At 73.9% G+C, this 16,762-nt stretch carries 16 protein-coding genes; 7 read left to right on the forward strand and 9 right to left on the reverse strand.

Annotated features, from left to right (window positions below):
- Positions 1 to 138: 138 nt before the first annotated feature.
- Complete coding sequence (locus tag OG904_RS02640; RefSeq protein WP_405486938.1) at positions 139 to 2,358, reverse strand: NADP-dependent isocitrate dehydrogenase; 2,220 nt, start codon at positions 2,356 to 2,358, stop codon at positions 139 to 141.
- A 234-nt stretch (positions 2,359 to 2,592) separates the two neighbouring features.
- Positions 2,593 to 2,946: a DUF805 domain-containing protein gene (locus OG904_RS02645; protein ID WP_405486940.1), complete on the reverse strand. Its 354-nt coding sequence runs from the start codon at positions 2,944 to 2,946 to the stop codon at positions 2,593 to 2,595.
- A gap of 271 nt (positions 2,947 to 3,217) precedes the next feature.
- On the opposite strand from OG904_RS02645, the gene OG904_RS02650 reads away from it, so the two are divergent.
- The gene (locus OG904_RS02650; RefSeq protein WP_405486942.1) at positions 3,218 to 4,243 is read left to right on the forward strand and encodes an NAD-dependent epimerase/dehydratase family protein; all 1,026 of its coding nucleotides are present in this window, start codon (positions 3,218 to 3,220) and stop codon (positions 4,241 to 4,243) included.
- Positions 4,244 to 4,350: 107 nt separating this feature from the next.
- Here the strand turns inward: OG904_RS02650 and OG904_RS02655 are convergent, their stop codons facing one another.
- Together OG904_RS02655 and OG904_RS02660 are read right to left on the reverse strand one after the other, a co-directional pair.
- Positions 4,351 to 5,472 (reverse strand): sensor histidine kinase, encoded by a 1,122-nt coding sequence (locus tag OG904_RS02655; RefSeq protein ID WP_405486944.1) that lies wholly within the window; start codon positions 5,470 to 5,472, stop codon positions 4,351 to 4,353.
- Positions 5,469 to 6,233, reverse strand: coding sequence for a response regulator (locus OG904_RS02660; protein ID WP_405497712.1), 765 nt, complete (start codon positions 6,231 to 6,233; stop codon positions 5,469 to 5,471). The genes OG904_RS02655 and OG904_RS02660 overlap by 4 nt, the downstream gene beginning before the upstream one ends.
- Positions 6,234 to 6,402: 169 nt before the next feature.
- Between OG904_RS02660 and OG904_RS02665 the strand changes: the two genes are divergently transcribed.
- From OG904_RS02665 to OG904_RS02675, 3 genes are read left to right on the forward strand one after another with little or no spacing between them, the layout of a single operon-like run.
- Positions 6,403 to 7,122 (forward strand): glycosyltransferase family 2 protein, encoded by a 720-nt coding sequence (locus OG904_RS02665; RefSeq protein WP_405486946.1) that lies wholly within the window; start codon positions 6,403 to 6,405, stop codon positions 7,120 to 7,122.
- Positions 7,119 to 7,778, forward strand: coding sequence for a DUF2064 domain-containing protein (locus OG904_RS02670; protein WP_405486948.1), 660 nt, complete (start codon positions 7,119 to 7,121; stop codon positions 7,776 to 7,778). Before OG904_RS02665 ends, OG904_RS02670 begins: the two co-directional genes overlap by 4 nt.
- Entirely contained in the window at positions 7,775 to 8,539 is a 765-nt protein-coding gene (locus tag OG904_RS02675; RefSeq protein WP_405486950.1) for a methyltransferase domain-containing protein, read from the forward strand. The genes OG904_RS02670 and OG904_RS02675 overlap by 4 nt, the downstream gene beginning before the upstream one ends.
- Before the next feature lie 266 nt (positions 8,540 to 8,805).
- Here OG904_RS02675 and OG904_RS02680 read toward each other — a convergent pair whose 3' ends face one another.
- On the reverse strand, positions 8,806 to 9,210 hold the full coding sequence (locus tag OG904_RS02680) for a hypothetical protein (RefSeq protein WP_405486952.1): 405 nt from the start codon (positions 9,208 to 9,210) through the stop codon (positions 8,806 to 8,808).
- Positions 9,211 to 9,215: 5 nt separating this feature from the next.
- The gene (locus tag OG904_RS02685) at positions 9,216 to 10,469 is read right to left on the reverse strand and encodes a molybdopterin-dependent oxidoreductase (RefSeq protein ID WP_405486954.1); all 1,254 of its coding nucleotides are present in this window, start codon (positions 10,467 to 10,469) and stop codon (positions 9,216 to 9,218) included.
- A 114-nt stretch (positions 10,470 to 10,583) separates the two neighbouring features.
- Here OG904_RS02685 and OG904_RS02690 point away from each other — a divergent pair, with 114 nt between their 5' ends.
- Positions 10,584 to 12,053 (forward strand): glycosyltransferase family 87 protein, encoded by a 1,470-nt coding sequence (locus OG904_RS02690; RefSeq protein WP_405486956.1) that lies wholly within the window; start codon positions 10,584 to 10,586, stop codon positions 12,051 to 12,053.
- Here OG904_RS02690 and OG904_RS02695 read toward each other — a convergent pair.
- A complete protein-coding gene (locus OG904_RS02695; RefSeq protein ID WP_405486958.1) occupies positions 12,026 to 12,871 on the reverse strand; it encodes a chitosanase in 846 nt (281 codons plus the stop codon). The two genes, OG904_RS02690 and OG904_RS02695, sit on opposite strands and share 28 nt — an antisense overlap.
- A gap of 249 nt (positions 12,872 to 13,120) precedes the next feature.
- Between OG904_RS02695 and OG904_RS02700 the strand changes: the two genes are divergently transcribed.
- Positions 13,121 to 14,107, forward strand: a complete 987-nt coding sequence (locus tag OG904_RS02700; protein WP_405486960.1) for a class I SAM-dependent methyltransferase — start codon at positions 13,121 to 13,123, stop codon at positions 14,105 to 14,107.
- 60 nt (positions 14,108 to 14,167) lie between these two features.
- On the opposite strand, the gene OG904_RS02705 is transcribed toward OG904_RS02700, so the two are convergent.
- Positions 14,168 to 14,791 carry a GNAT family N-acetyltransferase gene (locus OG904_RS02705; RefSeq protein ID WP_405486962.1) on the reverse strand — a complete coding sequence of 208 codons (624 nt, stop codon included), beginning with the start codon at positions 14,789 to 14,791 and terminating at the stop codon, positions 14,168 to 14,170.
- Between the two features lie 122 nt (positions 14,792 to 14,913).
- Complete coding sequence (gene corA / locus OG904_RS02710; RefSeq protein ID WP_405486964.1) at positions 14,914 to 15,996, reverse strand: magnesium/cobalt transporter CorA; 1,083 nt, start codon at positions 15,994 to 15,996, stop codon at positions 14,914 to 14,916.
- Between the two features lie 147 nt (positions 15,997 to 16,143).
- Here corA and OG904_RS02715 point away from each other — a divergent pair, with 147 nt between their 5' ends.
- A complete protein-coding gene (locus OG904_RS02715; protein ID WP_405486966.1) occupies positions 16,144 to 16,737 on the forward strand; it encodes a hypothetical protein in 594 nt (197 codons plus the stop codon).
- The last annotated feature ends 25 nt before the right edge of the window (positions 16,738 to 16,762 follow it).

Genomic DNA, 16,762 nt, shown 5'->3' on the forward strand with positions numbered 1-16,762 from the left:
CGCCCCGGCCGGCCCCGGGAACGGCTCCGCCCCGGCCGGCGACTGCCGACCGGGGCGGGCCCGTGGAGCGGTGGAGCGGTGGAGCGGTGGAGCTCAGCCGGGGCGCACCTCAGCGGTGCGGCCCGGCAGTGGCGGAGCTCAGCCGAGGAGCGCGAGCGCCTGGTTCAGCGTCGCGGACGGCCGCATGATGGCCGAGGCCTTGGCGGCGTCCGGCTGGTAGTAGCCGCCGATGTCGGCCGGGGAGCCCTGGACGGCGATGAGCTCGCCGACGATCTTCTCCTCGGACTCGGCCAGGCTCTTGGCGAGCGGGTCGAACGCGGCGGCCAGCTTCGGGTCGTCGGTCTGGCGCGACAGCTCCTGCGCCCAGTACAGCGCGAGGTAGAAGTGGCTGCCGCGGTTGTCGATGCCACCCAGCTTGCGGCTCGGCGACTTGTCCTCGTTGAGGAAGGTGCCGGTCGCGCGGTCCAGGGTGTCGGCCAGCACCTGGGCGCGGGCGTTGCCGGTGGTGGTGGCGAGGTGCTCGAAGGAGACGGCCAGCGCGAGGAACTCGCCGAGCGAGTCCCAGCGCAGGTAGTTCTCCTTGACGAGCTGCTGCACGTGCTTCGGGGCGGAGCCGCCGGCGCCGGTCTCGAAGAGGCCGCCGCCGTTCATCAGCGGGACGACCGACAGCATCTTGGCGCTGGTGCCCAGCTCCAAGATCGGGAAGAGGTCGGTCAGGTAGTCGCGCAGGACGTTGCCGGTCACCGAGATGGTGTCCTCGCCGCGGCGGATCCGCTCCAGGGAGTACGCGGTGGCCTCGACCGGCGAGAGGATCTTGATGGTCAGACCGGCGGTGTCGTGGTCCGCGAGGTACGTCTTGACCTTGGTGATCAGCTGCGCGTCGTGCGCGCGGCCCTCGTCGAGCCAGAAGACGGCCGGGACGCCGGTGGCGCGGGCACGGGTGACGGCGAGCTTGACCCAGTCCTGGATCGGCGCGTCCTTGGTCTGGCAGGCGCGGAAGATGTCGCCGGCGGCGACCTCCTGCTCCAGGACCGTGGCACCCGAGGCGTCGACGACGCGGACGGTGCCGGCGGAGGCCAGCTCGAAGGTCTTGTCGTGGCTGCCGTACTCCTCGGCCTTCTGGGCCATGAGGCCGACGTTCGGCACCGAGCCCATCGTGGACGGGTCGTACGCGCCGTGCGCGCGGCAGTCGTCGACGACGACCTGGTAGACGCCGGCGTAGCTGCTGTCCGGGAGGACGGCGAGGGTGTCGGCCTCGGCGCCGTCCGGGCCCCACATGTGGCCGGAGGTGCGGATCATGGCCGGCATCGAGGCGTCGACGATGACGTCGGACGGGACGTGCAGGTTGGTGATGCCCTTGTCCGAGTCGACCATCGCGAGGGCCGGGCCCTCGGCGATCTCGGCGTCGAAGGAGGCCTTGATCGCGTCGGCGTCGGGCAGCGCGCCCAGGCCGTTCAGGATGGTGCCGAGGCCGTCGTTCGGGGACAGGCCGGCGGCGGCCAGGGTCTCGCCGTAGCGGGCGAAGGTCTTCGGGAAGAAGGCGCGGACCACGTGGCCGAAGATGATCGGGTCGGAGACCTTCATCATCGTGGCCTTGAGGTGCACGGAGAACAGGACGCCCTCGGCCTTGGCGCGCTCGATCTGGTCGTTCAGGAAGGTGCGCAGCGCGTCGACGTGCAGGACGGACGCGTCCACGACCTCACCGGCGAGTACCGGTACGGAGTCGCGCAGCACGGTGACGGCGCCGTCGACGGCGACGTGCTCGATCCGGAGCGTGCCCGCCTCGGTGATCACGGCGGACTTCTCGGTGGAGCGGAAGTCGTTCTCGCCCATGGTGGCGACGTTCGTCTTCGACTCGGGGGTCCAGGCGCCCATGCGGTGCGGGTGCGCCTTGGCGTAGTTCTTGACCGAGGCGGGGGCGCGGCGGTCGGAGTTGCCCTCGCGCAGGACCGGGTTGACGGCGCTGCCCTTGATCTTGTCGTAGCGGGCGCGGTTCTCCCGCTCCTCGTCGCTCTTCGGGTCGTCCGGGTAGTCCGGGAGCGCGTAGCCCTGGGCCTGGAGCTCGGCGACCGCGGCCTTGAGCTGCGGGATCGAGGCCGAGACGTTGGGCAGCTTGATGATGTTGGCGCCCGGGGTCTTCGCCAGTTCGCCGAGCTCGGCGAGGGCGTCCGCGATCCGCTGGCCCTCTTCCAGGTACTCCGGGAAGCTGGCGATGATCCGACCTGCCAGGGAGATGTCACGGGTCTCGACATTCACACCGGCCGTCGACGCGTATGCCTGGATCACGGGCAGGAACGAATACGTCGCGAGGGCCGGGGCCTCGTCAGTGTGCGTGTAGATGATGGTCGAGTCAGTCACCGGATGCTCCGCTCCACAGTCTGCGTCTCTCGTCTGCAACATTGCTCGACATCAAGATATCTCGTGATCGGGCCGGTCCGGACAGCGCCCCGGCGCAAGCCCGTGCGAGAGACACGTCACGCTCGGTGCCCGGGGCCGCGGGGACCGGTCGGGGCCGCCGGGAACGGCGAAAGCGCCGCCACCGGCTGTTTCCAGCCAGGGGCGGCGCTTCGGCACTACCGGTTACAGGCCTGCTCAGGCGTGGATCGCCTTGGGGCTCGGGCCGTACTGGTTCGGGTTCGCGTGGCCCTCGGTCGCCATGAGGACGATCAGCCAGATGCCGCCGACGAGCGGGACGAAGGCGATGAGTAGCCACCAGCCCGACTTGCCGGTGTCGTGCAGGCGGCGGACACCGAGGCCCAGACCCGGCAGGAACACGGCCAGCGCGTAGATGCCGTAGAGCAGCGGGTACGTGCCGATGACGTTGTCGACGATGGCGACGATGATCAGCGCGGCCAGGTTGAAGAGGAAGAACATCCAGTACTCCTGGCGGCGCGCGCGGCCGGAGAAGTCGACGTACTTCTTCAGAACATCGGTGTAGTAGTGCATGAGTCCCCCCAAGAGACCGGTTCGCGGCCCGTCCTGATGAAGCAAGCCGGGGCAGAACTTATGCCCCGCTTACGCCGAGGTCAAGCCACTTAGCAAGGCACCAAAAGGGTTACTTTTCCTCGCTCGGGGTCCCAAACACACCAGTAACGGGCGCAACTTGGGACTCACCGGTCCGAAAGGGTCACCCATCGTGACGAAATGAGCTGACGGAAGTCTTACGGTGGGGCGTGGGACCCCCCGCCCGCCCCCAACGGTCCGTAGCGTCCCCGCCATGCGCGTACTCGTCACAGGAGGAGCCGGGTTCATCGGCTCCCACATCGTTACCACTCTGCGTCTTCGCGGCCATGATCCGCTCGTCCTGGACCTCGTCCCCCCGGCGTACGACGCCGAGTTCGTCCGGGCCGACGTACGGGACCCCGGGGCCGTCCGGGCCGCGCTGCACGGGGTGGACTCCGTCTGCCACCAGGCCGCGATGGTCGGCCTCGGCAAGGACTTCACGGACGCCCCGGCCTACGTCTCCCACAACGACCTCGGCACGGCCGTGCTGCTCGCCGCGATGGCGGACTCGGGGGTGCGCGACCTCGTCCTGGCGGGCTCGATGGTGGTCTACGGGGAGGGCCGCTACGAGTGCCCCCGCCACGGTGTCGTCCGCCCGGGCCCGCGCCGGGCCGAGGACCTTGACGCCGGTCGCTTCGAACCGCACTGCCCCGTCTGCGACTCGGAACTGACGCCCGGCCTGGTGGCCGAGGACGCCCCGACCGACCCGCGCAACGTGTACGCCACGACGAAGCTGGCCCAGGAGCACCTGGCGGCCTCGTGGGCGCGGTGCGTGAACGGCCGGGCGGTGGCACTGCGCTACCACAACGTGTACGGCCCGGGGATGCCGCGCGACACCCCGTACGCGGGGGTGGCCTCCTTCTTCCGCTCCTCGCTGGCCCGGGGCGAGGCGCCGCAGGTGTACGAGGACGGCGGCCAGCGGCGGGACTTCGTCCACGTACGGGACGTCGCGGAGGCCAACGCCCTGGCCCTGGAGGCCTCGTCGACGCCGCCCGGCGCGTGCACGCCGTACAACACCGGCAGCGGCACCCCCCACACGGTCGGCGAGATGGCCACCGCCCTCGCCACGGCCCACGGCGGCCCCCTCCCGGTGATCACCGGCGAGTACCGCCTCGGCGACGTCCGCCACATCACGGCCGACTCCCACCGCCTGCGCACCGACCTGGGCTGGCACCCCCGAACGGACTTCACCACAGGCATGACGGAATTCGCCCACGCCCCCCAACGCCCAACAGCCTGAACCCACCGGGTCGCTCGGGCTCATTTCGGCCCCGCCGGCGTTTGAGGCGCGGGGGTCCGGGGGCCGGCCCCCGGCAACGGACCCGCACCGGCACCCCGCACCCGGCCTCAGGCCGGCACCGGCAGCGTCACCTCGAACCGGCACCCCCCGGGAACGTTGTGCACCGCCGCGTGCCCGGCGTGCGCCTCCACGATGCCCCGCACGATCGCCAGCCCGAGCCCCGCCCCCGCCGAAGGCACCGGCGTCCGCGCCGACGTGCCCCGCCAGCCCGTGTCGAAGACCCTCGGCAGGTCCTCCGCCGGAATGCCCCCGCAGCCGTCCGTCACGGACACCACCACCGCGCCCCCGCCCGCCCGGACCGAGGCCGCGATCGCCACCGTCCCGTCCGCCGGCGTGTGCCGGATCGCGTTGATCAGCAGGTTCGCCAGCACCCGCGTCATCTCCTTGCCGTCCACCTCCACCGGCACCCGGTCCACCGCGTCGCCCACCAGCCGGACCCGCTGCTCCCGCGCCAGCGGGTCCACCCCGGACAGCGCGTCGCCCACCAGGTCGTACACGGACATCCGGCTCGGGCTCAGCGCCAGCGCCCCCGCGTGGATGCGGGACAGTTCGAACAGGTCCCCGACCATGGAGTTCAGCCGGTCCACCTCCGTCCGGATCTGCCGGTGGTACCGTCCCGGATCCGCGGCCATGCCGTCCTCCAGCGCCTCGGACATCGCCCGCAGCCCCGCCAGCGGGGTCCGCAGATCGTGCGAGATCCAGGCCACCAGTTCCCGGCGCGACTTCTCCAGTGCCCGCTCCCGCTCCCGGGATGCCGCCAGCTTCTCGCTCGTCGCCGCCAACTCCCGTGACAGCGAAGCCAGTTCCGCCGTCGCCAGGCCCGGAGGCGCCGCGAAGCTGCCCCCGTCGCCGAAGTCCCGTGCGGCCAGGGACAGTTCCCGGCTCCGGGCCACCACCCACCGGCCCAGCAGCAGCGCGGTGGCCAGCGAGACCACCGCCGCCATCGCCACGACCAGCGTGACCACCCCGAGGTCGTGCGGGGAGAGGAACATCGCCCGGGCCACCGCGAGGGTCCCGGCCAGCATGGCGGTGACCGCCACGGCGGCGATCACCGCCAGGGAGACCGCCACCGACCTGTGCCGCACCAGCCTGAGCACGACCGCGCCGAGCGCCCCCGCGCACACGGCCCCGCCGAACGCGAACAGCGCGATGAGCGCCATGTCCTTCATGCCGCGGACACCTCGCCCTCGCCGGGTTCGAAGCGGTAGCCGACGCCCCACACCGTCTGGATCAGCCGCGGCCGCCCGGGGTCCTCCTCGACCTTGGCGCGCAGACGGCGTACGTGCACGGTCACCGTCGACAGGTCCCCGAAGTCCCAGCCCCACACCTCACGCATCAGCTCCTCCCGCCCGTGCGCCTGTCCCGGATGCCGCAGGAAATGCGCCAGCAGATCGAACTCCCGTACCGTCAGGGCCAGTTCGCGGCCGTCCTTCGAGGCCCGGTGGGTGGCCGGGTCCAGTGTGATCCCGGCACCCTCGAGCCGCCCCTCCCGTACGTCTGGACCCGCGGCCCCCGTCCCCGCCGCCGCGGCCGCCCCGCGCCGCAGCACCGAGTTGACCCGCAGGACCAGTTCGCGGGGGCTGAACGGCTTCGTGACGTAGTCGTCGGCGCCCAGTTCCAGCCCCGCGATCCGGTCGTCCTCGTCGCCCCGTGCCGTCAGCATGATCACGGGTACCGGGCCGGTGGCGCGGAGCCTGCGGCACACCTCCAGCCCGTCCAGACCCGGCAGCATGAGGTCCAGTACGACCAGGTCCGGCCGGACCCGGTCGGCGCGGGCGAGGGCCGCCGGGCCGTCGCCGGCCGTCTCCACGGCGTAGCCGGCGCGCCGCAGGTAGCCGGTGACGACCTCCGCCACGGTCGGGTCGTCGTCGACGACCAGGATCCGTGCGGGCGCTGCTTCGGTGCTGCTCATGCCACTCGTGCCGCTCATGCCGCTCATGCCGCTCATGCCGCTCATGCCGCTCATGCCGCTCATGCCGTCCAGCCTCCCACCCGCGCGAGCGGCACGGGACCGGCAGGGACGTCCGCAGGGGTCGATGTCCGCGTTTCGTAAGGAGTCGGTGCCCCTTTTGCGCGGGCCCGGTTCATACGGTGAACCGGTGAGCGAAACCGTGACGGTAGACGTCGTACTTCCCTGTCTGAACGAGGCCGGGGCCCTGCCCTGGGTCCTCGCCCGCATCCCGGCCGGCTGGCGGGCGCTGGTGGTGGACAACGGCTCCACGGACGGCTCCGCCGAGCTCGCGCGGGCGCTCGGAGCCACCGTGGTGACCGAGTCCCGGCGCGGTTTCGGCGCCGCCTGCCACGCCGGGCTGCTGGCCGCCGAGGCGGACGTCGTCTGCTTCTGCGACTGCGACGCCTCCCTGGATCCGGGGCTGCTGGCCGGTTTCGTGGCCGCCGTGGCCGCCGGCGAGGCCGATCTGGTGCTCGGCCGCCGCCGTCCGCAGGGCCCCGGCGCCTGGCCGGCGCACGCGCGGGCCGGGAACCTGGCGCTGGCCCGGCTGCTGCGCCGGCGGACCGGACTTCGGCTGCGGGACCTGGGCCCGATGCGGGCCGCCCGCCGGGAGGGGCTGCTCGGGCTGGATTTGTCCGACCGGCGCTCCGGCTACCCGCTGCAGATGGTGGTCCGGGCGGCGGACGCGGGCTGGCGGATCCGGGAGGTTGACGTGCCGTACCTGCCCCGGTCGGGGAAGTCGAAGGTGACGGGCACCTGGCGGGGCACGTGGCAGGCGGTGCGCGACATGAGCCGGGTCCTCGCGGAACCCTCCGGCGGGGCCGCGGACCGCTCCGGCGCGGGCGCCCCCGCGGGAGATGCCCGATGACGGGGGCGGCGGAGATGGCGGAGACGACGGGAATGACGGGGACCACGCTGCTCGTGATCGCGAAGGAACCGGTCCCGGGCCGGGTCAAGACGCGGCTCACCCCGCCGTTCACCCCGGCCGAGGCGGCCGCGCTGGCCGAGGCCTCGCTCGCCGACACCCTCGCCGCCGTGGCCGCGACCCCGGCGGCGCGCCGGGTCCTGGTCCTGGACGGCCGGCCGGGCCCGTGGCTGCCGCCCGGCATCGAGGTGGTCCCGCAGTGCGCCGGGACCCTGGACCTGCGGCTGGCCGCCGCCTTCGGGGTCTGCACCGGGCCCGCGCTGCTGATCGGCATGGACACCCCGCAGGTCACCCCGGAACTGCTGGAGGTCGACTGGTCGGCGTACGACGCCTGGTTCGGCCCGGCCGCCGACGGCGGGTTCTGGGCGCTCGGACTGGCCGTCCCGGACCCCGCGCTGCTGCGCGGGGTGCCGATGTCGGTCCCCGAGACGGGCGCGGTCCAGTACGAACGCCTGCGCGCGGCCGGGCTCCGGACCGGCCGGCTCCCCGTCCTGCGTGACGTGGACACCGCCGAGGACGCCCGCGCGGTGGCCGCCGGGGCCCCGGCGGGCGCCTTCGCCGCGCGGCTGGCGGGAATCACCGGGCCGGTCTCCCGATGAGCACGCTCACCTCCCCCGGGCCGGGCACGGCCGACTCCCCCCGGCCGGCCGGTGCGCTGCCCGGGGCGGTCCGGCCGGCCCACGCGGCCCCGGCGGCGGGCGGGCCGGTCACCGCCTGGTCCGCCGACCCGTACACGGTGGCCCTGCGCACCGGCCGGGGCCCGCTCTACCTGCGGCGGGACGACGGCTGGCTGCTCCCGCTGGACGTGGAGCGCTGGTGCGAGGCTCCGGACGGCGCCGACCTGACGGTGCTGCGGCGCTGCCGGGGCAGCGTCCTGGACATCGGCTGCGGCCCCGGCCGGCTGGTGTCCGCACTCGCCGCCCGGGGGCACGTGTCCCTGGGCATCGACGTCAGCCCGGAGGCGGTGGCCCGTACGGCCCGTACGGGCGGCGCCGCGTTGCACCGGTCCGTCTTCGACTCCCTTCCGGGCGAGGGGCGTTGGGAAACGGCACTGCTGATCGACGGCAACATCGGCATCGGCGGTGACCCGGCGGCGCTCCTGCGCCGGATGGCCGAGGTGGTGGCGGCGACCGGCTCGCTGATCGTGGAGTGCGCGCAGGCCGAGGCCGATGTGGACGAGCGCTGCGAGGTCCGGGTGGCCGACGGCCGCGGCGCTCTGGGGGCGCCGTTCCCCTGGGCCCGCGTCGGCCCGGCCGCCCTGACCCGGCATGCGAGGGCCGCGGGCTGGACCCCGGCCGCCCACTGGACGGTCGCGGACCGCTGCTTCGCCGTCCTGACCCGCGGGACGGGAACCCCCTGACCCGCCCCCCTCCCCCGCAGCACGCGGCGCCCGCCCCCGGACCCCACGGCGGCGGGCGCCGGCCCGTCGGGGCCCTGCGCCCGCCCTCCCTCCCGGCCTCCCTCCCCCCTCCCTACTGGCCGCCCGCGCATCCCGGCCGCTTCCACTTCGCCGGCCGCCCGCCACCGGGCGGCCGGCGCACCCACCCGCGCCCCTCGGCGCCGCTGCGGACTGCGTCCCCTCAGCGCGGCTCCGGGCCTCCGCTCAGCGCGGCTCCGGGCATCCCATCAGCCCGACTCCGGACGCCCTCGCCCGCGCTGCCGCCGCCACCGCCCGACCAGGGCCACCACCCCGGCGGCCACCGCCACCGCGGCGAGCACGACGGCCAGGTTCCGGCCGTAGGGCAGCGGCAGCGCCGACGGGTTCGGCGGCGCTCCCGGTCGCAGCAGCAGGGGCAGGGTGACCAGTACGAGCGCGCCCGCCGTCAGCAGGGCTCCCCGTACGGGGCCGCGCGCGGGCCCGGCGGCCACCGCGAGTCCGGCCGCCAGGACGAGCGGCGCGATCACCCCGTCGTGCAGCACGAGCGCGCCGCCCAGCCACACCAGGACCCCGGCCGGGTCGGGCAGCACCGACAGCAGCCGCCCGCCGATCGCGATCAACAGCAGCCCGGCGCAGCCCAGTACCCACCGCACGCCCTTCACAGCACCTCCAGCAGGGTGACCCATTTGGTCTGCAGGACTCCGGGCCGGTTCGGCGCGATGACGCGCGCCGGATAGCCGTGGTCGGCGGTCAGAACCTGCCCGTTCAGTTCCAGCGCGAGCAGGGTCAGCGGATCCCCGGCGTAGTCGCGGCCCATCTCCATCACCCGGTACGCGCCTCCCGCCTCCATGGAGGTGACCCGCAGCCCGGCTCCGGCCGGGGCGCCGGCCCGCGCCATCAGGTCGCGGATCCGCACCCCGCTCCAGCGCGCTTCCACGCTCCAGCCCTCCACACAGGCGATCGGCAGTCGCGCCTGTACCCGTGGCAGGGCCCGGAGTTGATCGAGCGTCAGCGTGTACGGGGTGGGACCCCGCACCTCGAGCCGCCAGTCCCGTACCGCCCGCTCCGTGATCCCGGCGGCCGCGGCCGTGCGGTTGACCGGGAGTCCCTGGGGCCCGTGGTCGGGGTGGCGGGGTGCGAGCAGGTCCAGGCGGGCCAGCGGGGTGAAGGACTGCCCGGCCGTGGTGAGGGTGACGGCTCCGACGGCCGCGCCGACACCGAGCAGCAGGGAACGCCGGTCCGGGCCGTCCTGGGAGGGGAGTTGGAGCGTACCGGGCGAGCTGGGGCTCCAATGGGCCTTGATCTCGGGCGCTTTGACGGCGAGGTGCAGGAGCAGTGAGCCGGTCACCACCCAGGCGAGCGCGAAGTGCGTCTGGATGAAGCCGAACGGCCACGGGTACCACTCGGCGATGTTGAGGAGCCCGGTGAAGACCTCCAGGACGGCGGAGGCCACGAGCACCGCGACCGACAGCCGTTCCAGCGCGTGCCGTACGCCGCGCACCGGAGGCCACGCGAAGAGCCGCGGGTAGACCGTCCACAGCTTCGCCAGGAGCAGCACGATCGCGGCGAGCCCGGCGGCGATGTGCAGGCCCTGGCTGAGCCGGTACCCCCAGACCGGCCGGCCGGGCAGCAGGTCCGCGGCCCAGTCGGGCGGGTGCTGGAGGTAGTGGCTGATCAGGCCGGTCACGAAGCAGACGGCGAAGGCCGCGCCGAGCCAGCGGCCGATGGCGGTGGCGGTGCGGGCGTCGTGCAGCCGGCCGGTGAAGGAGGGCGGCCGGAGCGCGAACCGGCGGCCGGGCCCGGACTCCCGCGGGGCGGGCCCGGACGGCGGCGTCGGCCCGGACGGCGGCGGCCCGGACGGCGGCGGCGCGGGAGGCGTGGGCGGTGCGGGCGGAGGTGCAGGGGGATTCATGTCCTCCATCAGAGCGCCGGCGGGCCCCGTTCGGGCGGCCCGACACCTTACGAAACGCGGACACCGGGCCCGGCCGCCCGTCCGGTGGCGGCCATCGCTGCCAGGCTGGCCCGCATGAACCACGTCCGCGTCGGCCCCCGCGAGAACTCCCGCACCCACCCCCGTGCCCGCGCCCGGATCTGCCTCACCGCGGTGCTGCTCGCCGCGCTCGCCGCCGTCCTCGTGCCGGCCGTTCGCGAGGAGGGGTACTTCGCCGACCCGGCGCGGCTGACGTGGTGGTACGCGGCCGCCTGGGCGCTGTTCGGCGCGGCCGCCCGGTCGCTGCGGCGGGTGCCGGGCCGGTACGTGGTCCCGCTCGTGCTGGCGGGTGCGGTGGCCTGCTGCGCGGCGGGTCTGGCGGGGCCGCCCCTGACCAGTACCGATTCCTTCCGCTACGCCTGGGACGGGCGGGTGCAGGCCGCGGGGATCTCCCCGTACGACCACGCCCCCGCCGATCCGGCGCTGCGCGCGCTGCGCGAGGACTGGCTGTTCCCGCGCGGCGGGGCCGCCTGCGCCGGGCCGGACCGGGTGGGGATCGAACCGGGGGTCTGCACGCGGATCAACCGGCCGACCGTGCACACCGTCTACCCGCCCGTCGCCGAGGGCTGGTTCGGGCTGGTCCACGTCCTGTCGCCGACCGGCGTGCGGCACAAGGGCCTGCAGACCGGCGGGGCGCTGCTGGCGCTCGCCGTCACGGGGGCGCTGCTGCTCGTCCAGCGCCGCCGGGGCGCGGAGCTCCGTACGGTCGCGTACTGGGCCTGGTGTCCGGCGGTGGCGGTGGAGGCGGTGAACAACGCGCACGTCGACGTCCTCGCCGTCCTGCTGTCGGTGGCGGCGCTGGGCGCGGTGGTACGCCGACGGCCGCTCGGCGGGGCCCTGTTCGGGCTGGCGGTCGCCGCCAAACTGCTGCCCGCCGTGCTGCTTCCGGGCGCGCTGGCCGGCGTACGCCGCTGGCGGGACGCGGCGGCGCTGCTGGCGCCGGCGGCCGCGGTGACGGGCCTGGCGTACCTGCCGTACGTGCTCGTCTCGCGCGGGTCGGTCTTCGGGTACCTGGGCGGCTACGCGCAGGAGGAGGGGTACGAGGACCCGGGCGCGGGCGGCCGCTACGCGCTGCTGCGCCTGGTGCTCCCGGACTCCTGGTCGGTGCCCGCCGTCGCGGTCGGGATGCTGGCGGTGGTGGCGTACGTCTGGCGGCGCGGGGATCCGGGGCGGCCGTGGAGCGCGGCCCTGCTGGTGACGGGTACGGCGTTCCTGCTGATGACCCCGGGGTACTCCTGGTACGCGCTGCTGCTGATCGCCCTGGTGGCGCTGGACGGCCGTGCGGAGTGGCTGGGGGTGGCGCTCGCGGGGGCGGCCGCGTACGTCTCGGTCCGCGCGTTCGGCGGGGCGACGGTCCCGGTGGCGTACGGACTGGCGGGCGCGGCCGTGCCGGTGGGGTGGTGGCTGCGGCGGCGGGCGGCGGCCCGGGACAGCAGGGGAGTTCGTCCCGGACCGCCGTCGCACGCTCTTCGGAGCCGTCAGCCGATGTGGAACGAGTCCCCGTAGACCTTCCAGTCGAGGGGGGTGTTGAGGTTGAGGTTGCCCTTCTTGACCCACACCCGCTGCGCCGTGTCGACGCGGCTGGTGTCGCTGTGCGCCTCTTCCTGCTTCATCGCCCAGACGCGGGCGTCGAGGAAGGCGTTGAGCCAGGTGGTTTCGCTGCCGCCCTGGGCCGGGGGCTTGGCCTTGGAGAGGGCGCGCTTGCGGATGTTGCGGAAGCTGGTGGAGTCGCCGCCGTCGCCGTGCATGACGATGGCGTCGTAGTAGATGAACTGCCCGAGCACGCCGACCCCGTCGGACTTGCCCTGGTTCACGGCCGGGTTGAAGTAGACGCGGTCGCGCTCGTGGTCCTGGGCCTTCTTGAAGTCGGCGTCGGAGGCCGCCTTCACCCAGTCCTTGGTGAAGTTGGGGTCGAGCCCGGAGTGCGAGTCGCTGCCGTCGACCTTCTTCAGGGCGGGGAGGTACTTGGCCAGCACGTTGCCGGGCTTGATGTCCGTGTAGTACTGCACGAGTTCGAGCATGTCGTGGGTGCCGGAACAGAAGCCGATGATGCCGCCCGTGTAGCCGCGGCCGTCGTCTATGTCCTCGATGTACTTGTACTGCGCCTTCCAGTTCAGCGAGGAGTTCTCGGCGCTGGAGACGATCTGCATGGCGATGTCCTTCTTCACCGGATCGTCGAGTCCGACGGCGGCCGCCGACACCTGCGCGGCCGCCGGCGCCGCGGCGGGGGCGGCGGTCGCGTGGGCGGTGACGGGGACGGCGAGAAGGGCAGAGCCCAACAGAGCGGCGCTGACGGCCAGTCGCTTGCGGTGGGGGGTGAACACGGTACCTCCATAAGGGAGTTGATGCTCGGGCGACTTCGTTAGGAAACTTTACTACCAGAAGTCCCGTCAGCTCAATACCCCGGAACGACCCGGTCGGCCCCGGCCGCATTGGACGCACCGCCTCTGGCATCTGAGAGCCGAATCGAGGCATGCTTACGCATATGCGGCCCATTCCGGCCGCAGGAAGCTCACATGCAAGAGCACGCGCGGGATCGGGTGCGGAGGCATGCGCAAGAAATGGAGGCGCCGATGGCCGTCCTCGTGATCGGAGAAGCACCCACCGCCGCCATCGAGGCGGCCGGTCTGCTGATCCACCCGTGCCGGCCCGACGCCGACGACCCGCTCCCGGCCGGCCTCACCGGGATCGACGCGGTGATCCTCTCCCCCACCGCCACGCCCGCCGCACTCCCCCTCGTCGGACCGGCCCTGGCGGCCGAGGTGCCCGTGCTCGCGCTCGGCGACGGAGCAAGGCTCCTCGCGGAGGCGGCCGGCACCGGCGGCACCGGCGGCGGGGCCACCGACCCGCTGCTCGGCGGGGGCGCCGCACCGCACGGATTCCGCATCGGCGCCAGCGCGTGGGGGCTGCCCGTGCCCGACGAGGCGGACTGCGAACTGCTGCGCCGCTTCGCCGAGCTGGTCGCCGGGCGGGCCGAGACCACCGCCACCCGGGCCTTCTTCACCCCCCGGGCCGCCGCCTGGGAGGAGCGGTTCGCCTATCAGACCCCCGCCTACGAGGCCGCCGTCGCCCGGATGCGGCTGCGCCCCGGGCAGCGCGCGCTCGATCTGGGCTGCGGCAGCGGCCGCGCCCTGCCCGCGCTACGGGCCCTGGTCGGAGCCACCGGCACCGTGATCGGCGTCGACGTCACGCACGCCATGCTCACGGCCGCCGCCCGCGCGGGCCACGGCGGCCCGGCACGGCTGCTGCTGGCCGACTGCGGGCGGCTCCCGCTCCCGGCCGGCGCCGTCCACGGCATCTTCGCCGCCGGGCTGCTGGACCACCTGCCGCATGCCGGTGTCGCGCTGCGCGAATGGGCCCGCGTCACCGCCCCCGGCGGGGAGCTCCTGCTCTTCCACCCCTCCGGCCGTGCGGAGCGCGCCGCCCGCCACGGCCGGGCCGTCAGTCCCGAGGACCCCCTGGCCGAACCGAACCTCCGTCCGGCCCTCGAAGCGGCGGGCTGGCACGTGACCACGTACGAGGACGCCCCCACGCACTTCCTGACCCGCGCGGAACGCTGACCGCGCCCCGGCCGGCCTCGCCCAGGACGGCCGGGGCGGAGTTCCGGGCCGGTGCCGCGCTCAGCCCGCGGAGCGACCCGTCAGGCGGGCCTCCAGGCCGCGCTTCGCGTCCGGCCATTCCGGGCGGGTGATGCTGTACACCGCCGTGTCGCGGATCCAGCCGTCCCGCATGACCATGTGGTGGCGCAGTACGCCCTCTTGGGTCGCGCCGAGCCGGGTGATCGCCGCCCGCGATTTCGCGTTGCGCACGTCCGTGAGCAGCTCGACCCGGTTCATCCCCATCGTCTCGAAGGCGTGCGTCAGCATCAGCAGCTTCGCCTCCGTGTTCGCGCCGGTCCGCTGGGCGGACTCGGCGAGGAAGGTCCAGCCGATCTCCAGCCGCCGGTTCGCGGTGTTGATCACCATCAGCCGGGTCGAGCCGAGTATCCGTCCCGTCGCAGCGTCCACCGTCGCGTACGGGATCTGCGTGCCCTGCGCGCGGGCCGCGACGGCGTCCTCGATGAATCCCCGGACTTCGTCCGGGTGCGGGACGATCGTCACCGCGAGCTCCCATAGGTTCCCGTCGCGGATCGCCTCGCTCAGCCCGTCGTGGTGGTGGAGGTCCAGCGGCTCCAGCCGCACCCGCTCCCCGACCAGCTCCGCCGTCGCGGCCGCCACCGATGTCGCCGTCTTCGTCTCCCGCATCCCCGACCTGCCCGTTCCGTGCTCACCGTGGTGCCGCGCCAACAGGCGGACCCTACCCGGCGGCAGCCGTCGGCCCCACCGGGATTTCCGTCGCACGCTGGCGCCGTGACGGCGCCCGGTGGTCAGAGCCAGCCGTTGCGCCTGAAGCCCCGGTGGATGACGAAGCAGGCGACGGCCATGACCGCGACCACGATGGGATAGCCGTAAGTCCAGTGCAGTTCGGGCATGTTGTCGAAGTTCATGCCGTAGACCCCGCAGACCATCGTCGGGACGGCGACGATGGCCGCCCAGGCGGTGATCTTGCGCATGTCCTCGTTCTGGGCGACGGTCACCTGCGCGAGGTGGGCCTGGAGGATGGAGTCCAGGAGGGCGTCGTACGCGCCGATCTGGTCGGTGGCACGGGTCAGGTGGTCGGCGACGTCGCGGAAGTACGTGCGCATCTCCGGCGGGATGACCGGTATCGGCAGCGTGCTCAGCTGCTGGAGCGGCCGGCTCAGCGGGGCCACCGCCCGCCGCAGCTCCAGCAGTTCGCGCTTGAGCTGGTAGATCCGGCCCGCGTCGCCGCGGCCGCCGTGCTCGCTGAACACCATGGTCTCGACCACGTCTATGTCGTTCTGCACCGCGTCCGTGACGGCCACGTACTCGTCGACCACGTGATCGGCGATCGCGTGCAGGACGGCGACGGGCCCCTTGGCCAGGTGGTCGGGGGTGGCCTCCAGCTCCTCGCGGACCGAGCCGAGGGTGCCGCGGCCGCCGTGCCGGATGGTGATCACGAAATCGTCGCCGGCGAAGGCCATCAGCTCGCCGGTCTCCACGACCTCGCTGGTCGCGGTCAGCTCCTCGTGCTCCACGTAGCGCACGGTCTTGAGCACGGCGAAGAGGGTCTCGTCGTAGCGCTCGATCTTGGGCCGCTGGTGCGCGTGGACGGCGTCCTCGACGGCGAGCGGGTGCAGGCCGAACAGCTCGGCGAGTCCGGCGAGCTCGGCCTGCGAGGGCTCGTGCAGGCCGATCCAGACGAAGCCGTCGCCGGTCTTGCGGACCCTGCGCAGCGCCTCCTCCGCGTCGGCGCAGCCGTCCTGCCGCACGCCGTCGCGGTAGACGATGCAGTTGACGACGGCGCTGCCGAGCGGGGAGCGCGCCGGGTGGCTGAGGTCGACGGCCCGCCGGTAGCCGCGGCTCACGGCCCGGCGCAGGTTGCTGAACATGGACAACGACGTACTCCTCTTCGGCTGATCAGCGGCCAGTGTGCCACCGCACGGGCCGCGGCCCGCCGCCGGTCTCCGGGCGCCACGTCCGCGACCTCCTGCGGAAACGTTTACGCACCCCTCGGACCCGGCCCCTATGCTGCCGCGGTGACCACACCCCCCGGCAGAGCCGCACCCCGCCAATTCCGCGCGCGGGCCACGCTGATCGCGCTCGTCCTGATCGGCCTGCTCCTCGCCACCGGCCTGTCCCTCGTGGCGTGGAAGCACTGGCAGCGCAACCACCCGGGCGACTTCACCGCCGCGCCGCACTCCTGCGAGCTGCTGTCCCCGCAGACCGTCCACCGGCTGGTGCCCACCTCCTACGGCGGCCGCGACGGCGAGGGGTCGTGCAGCTGGTCCGCCCCGCGCGAGGAGGGCCCCAACCGGGCCGGGGTCTTCCTGCAGGCCTTCGTCGTCACCGAGGAACTCGCCGCCGAGGACCTCCGCGAGGACCGCGCGAACACCCTGGGCTGGGAGAAGACCGCCCCGGCGGAGGCCACCGGCATCGGGGACGAGGCGTTCCTCCGCTCCCGTACGACCGCGCCCGAACGCCCCGCCGCCGCCCAGGTCTGCTTCCGGCTGAGCAACATGGTCGTCAACGTCACCTACACCCGCGCCGACACCGACCGCGAGGCCGCCCGCGCCGGAGCACTGGACGCGGCGCGCGAGGCCGCCGACCACCTCGGGGCCTCCGTACGCTGAGCCCGTCCCGGCCGTTGGCCGACGG

The sequence above is a fragment of the Streptomyces sp. NBC_00096 genome, assembly GCF_045041305.1.
Lineage (GTDB): Bacteria > Actinomycetota > Actinomycetes > Streptomycetales > Streptomycetaceae > Streptomyces.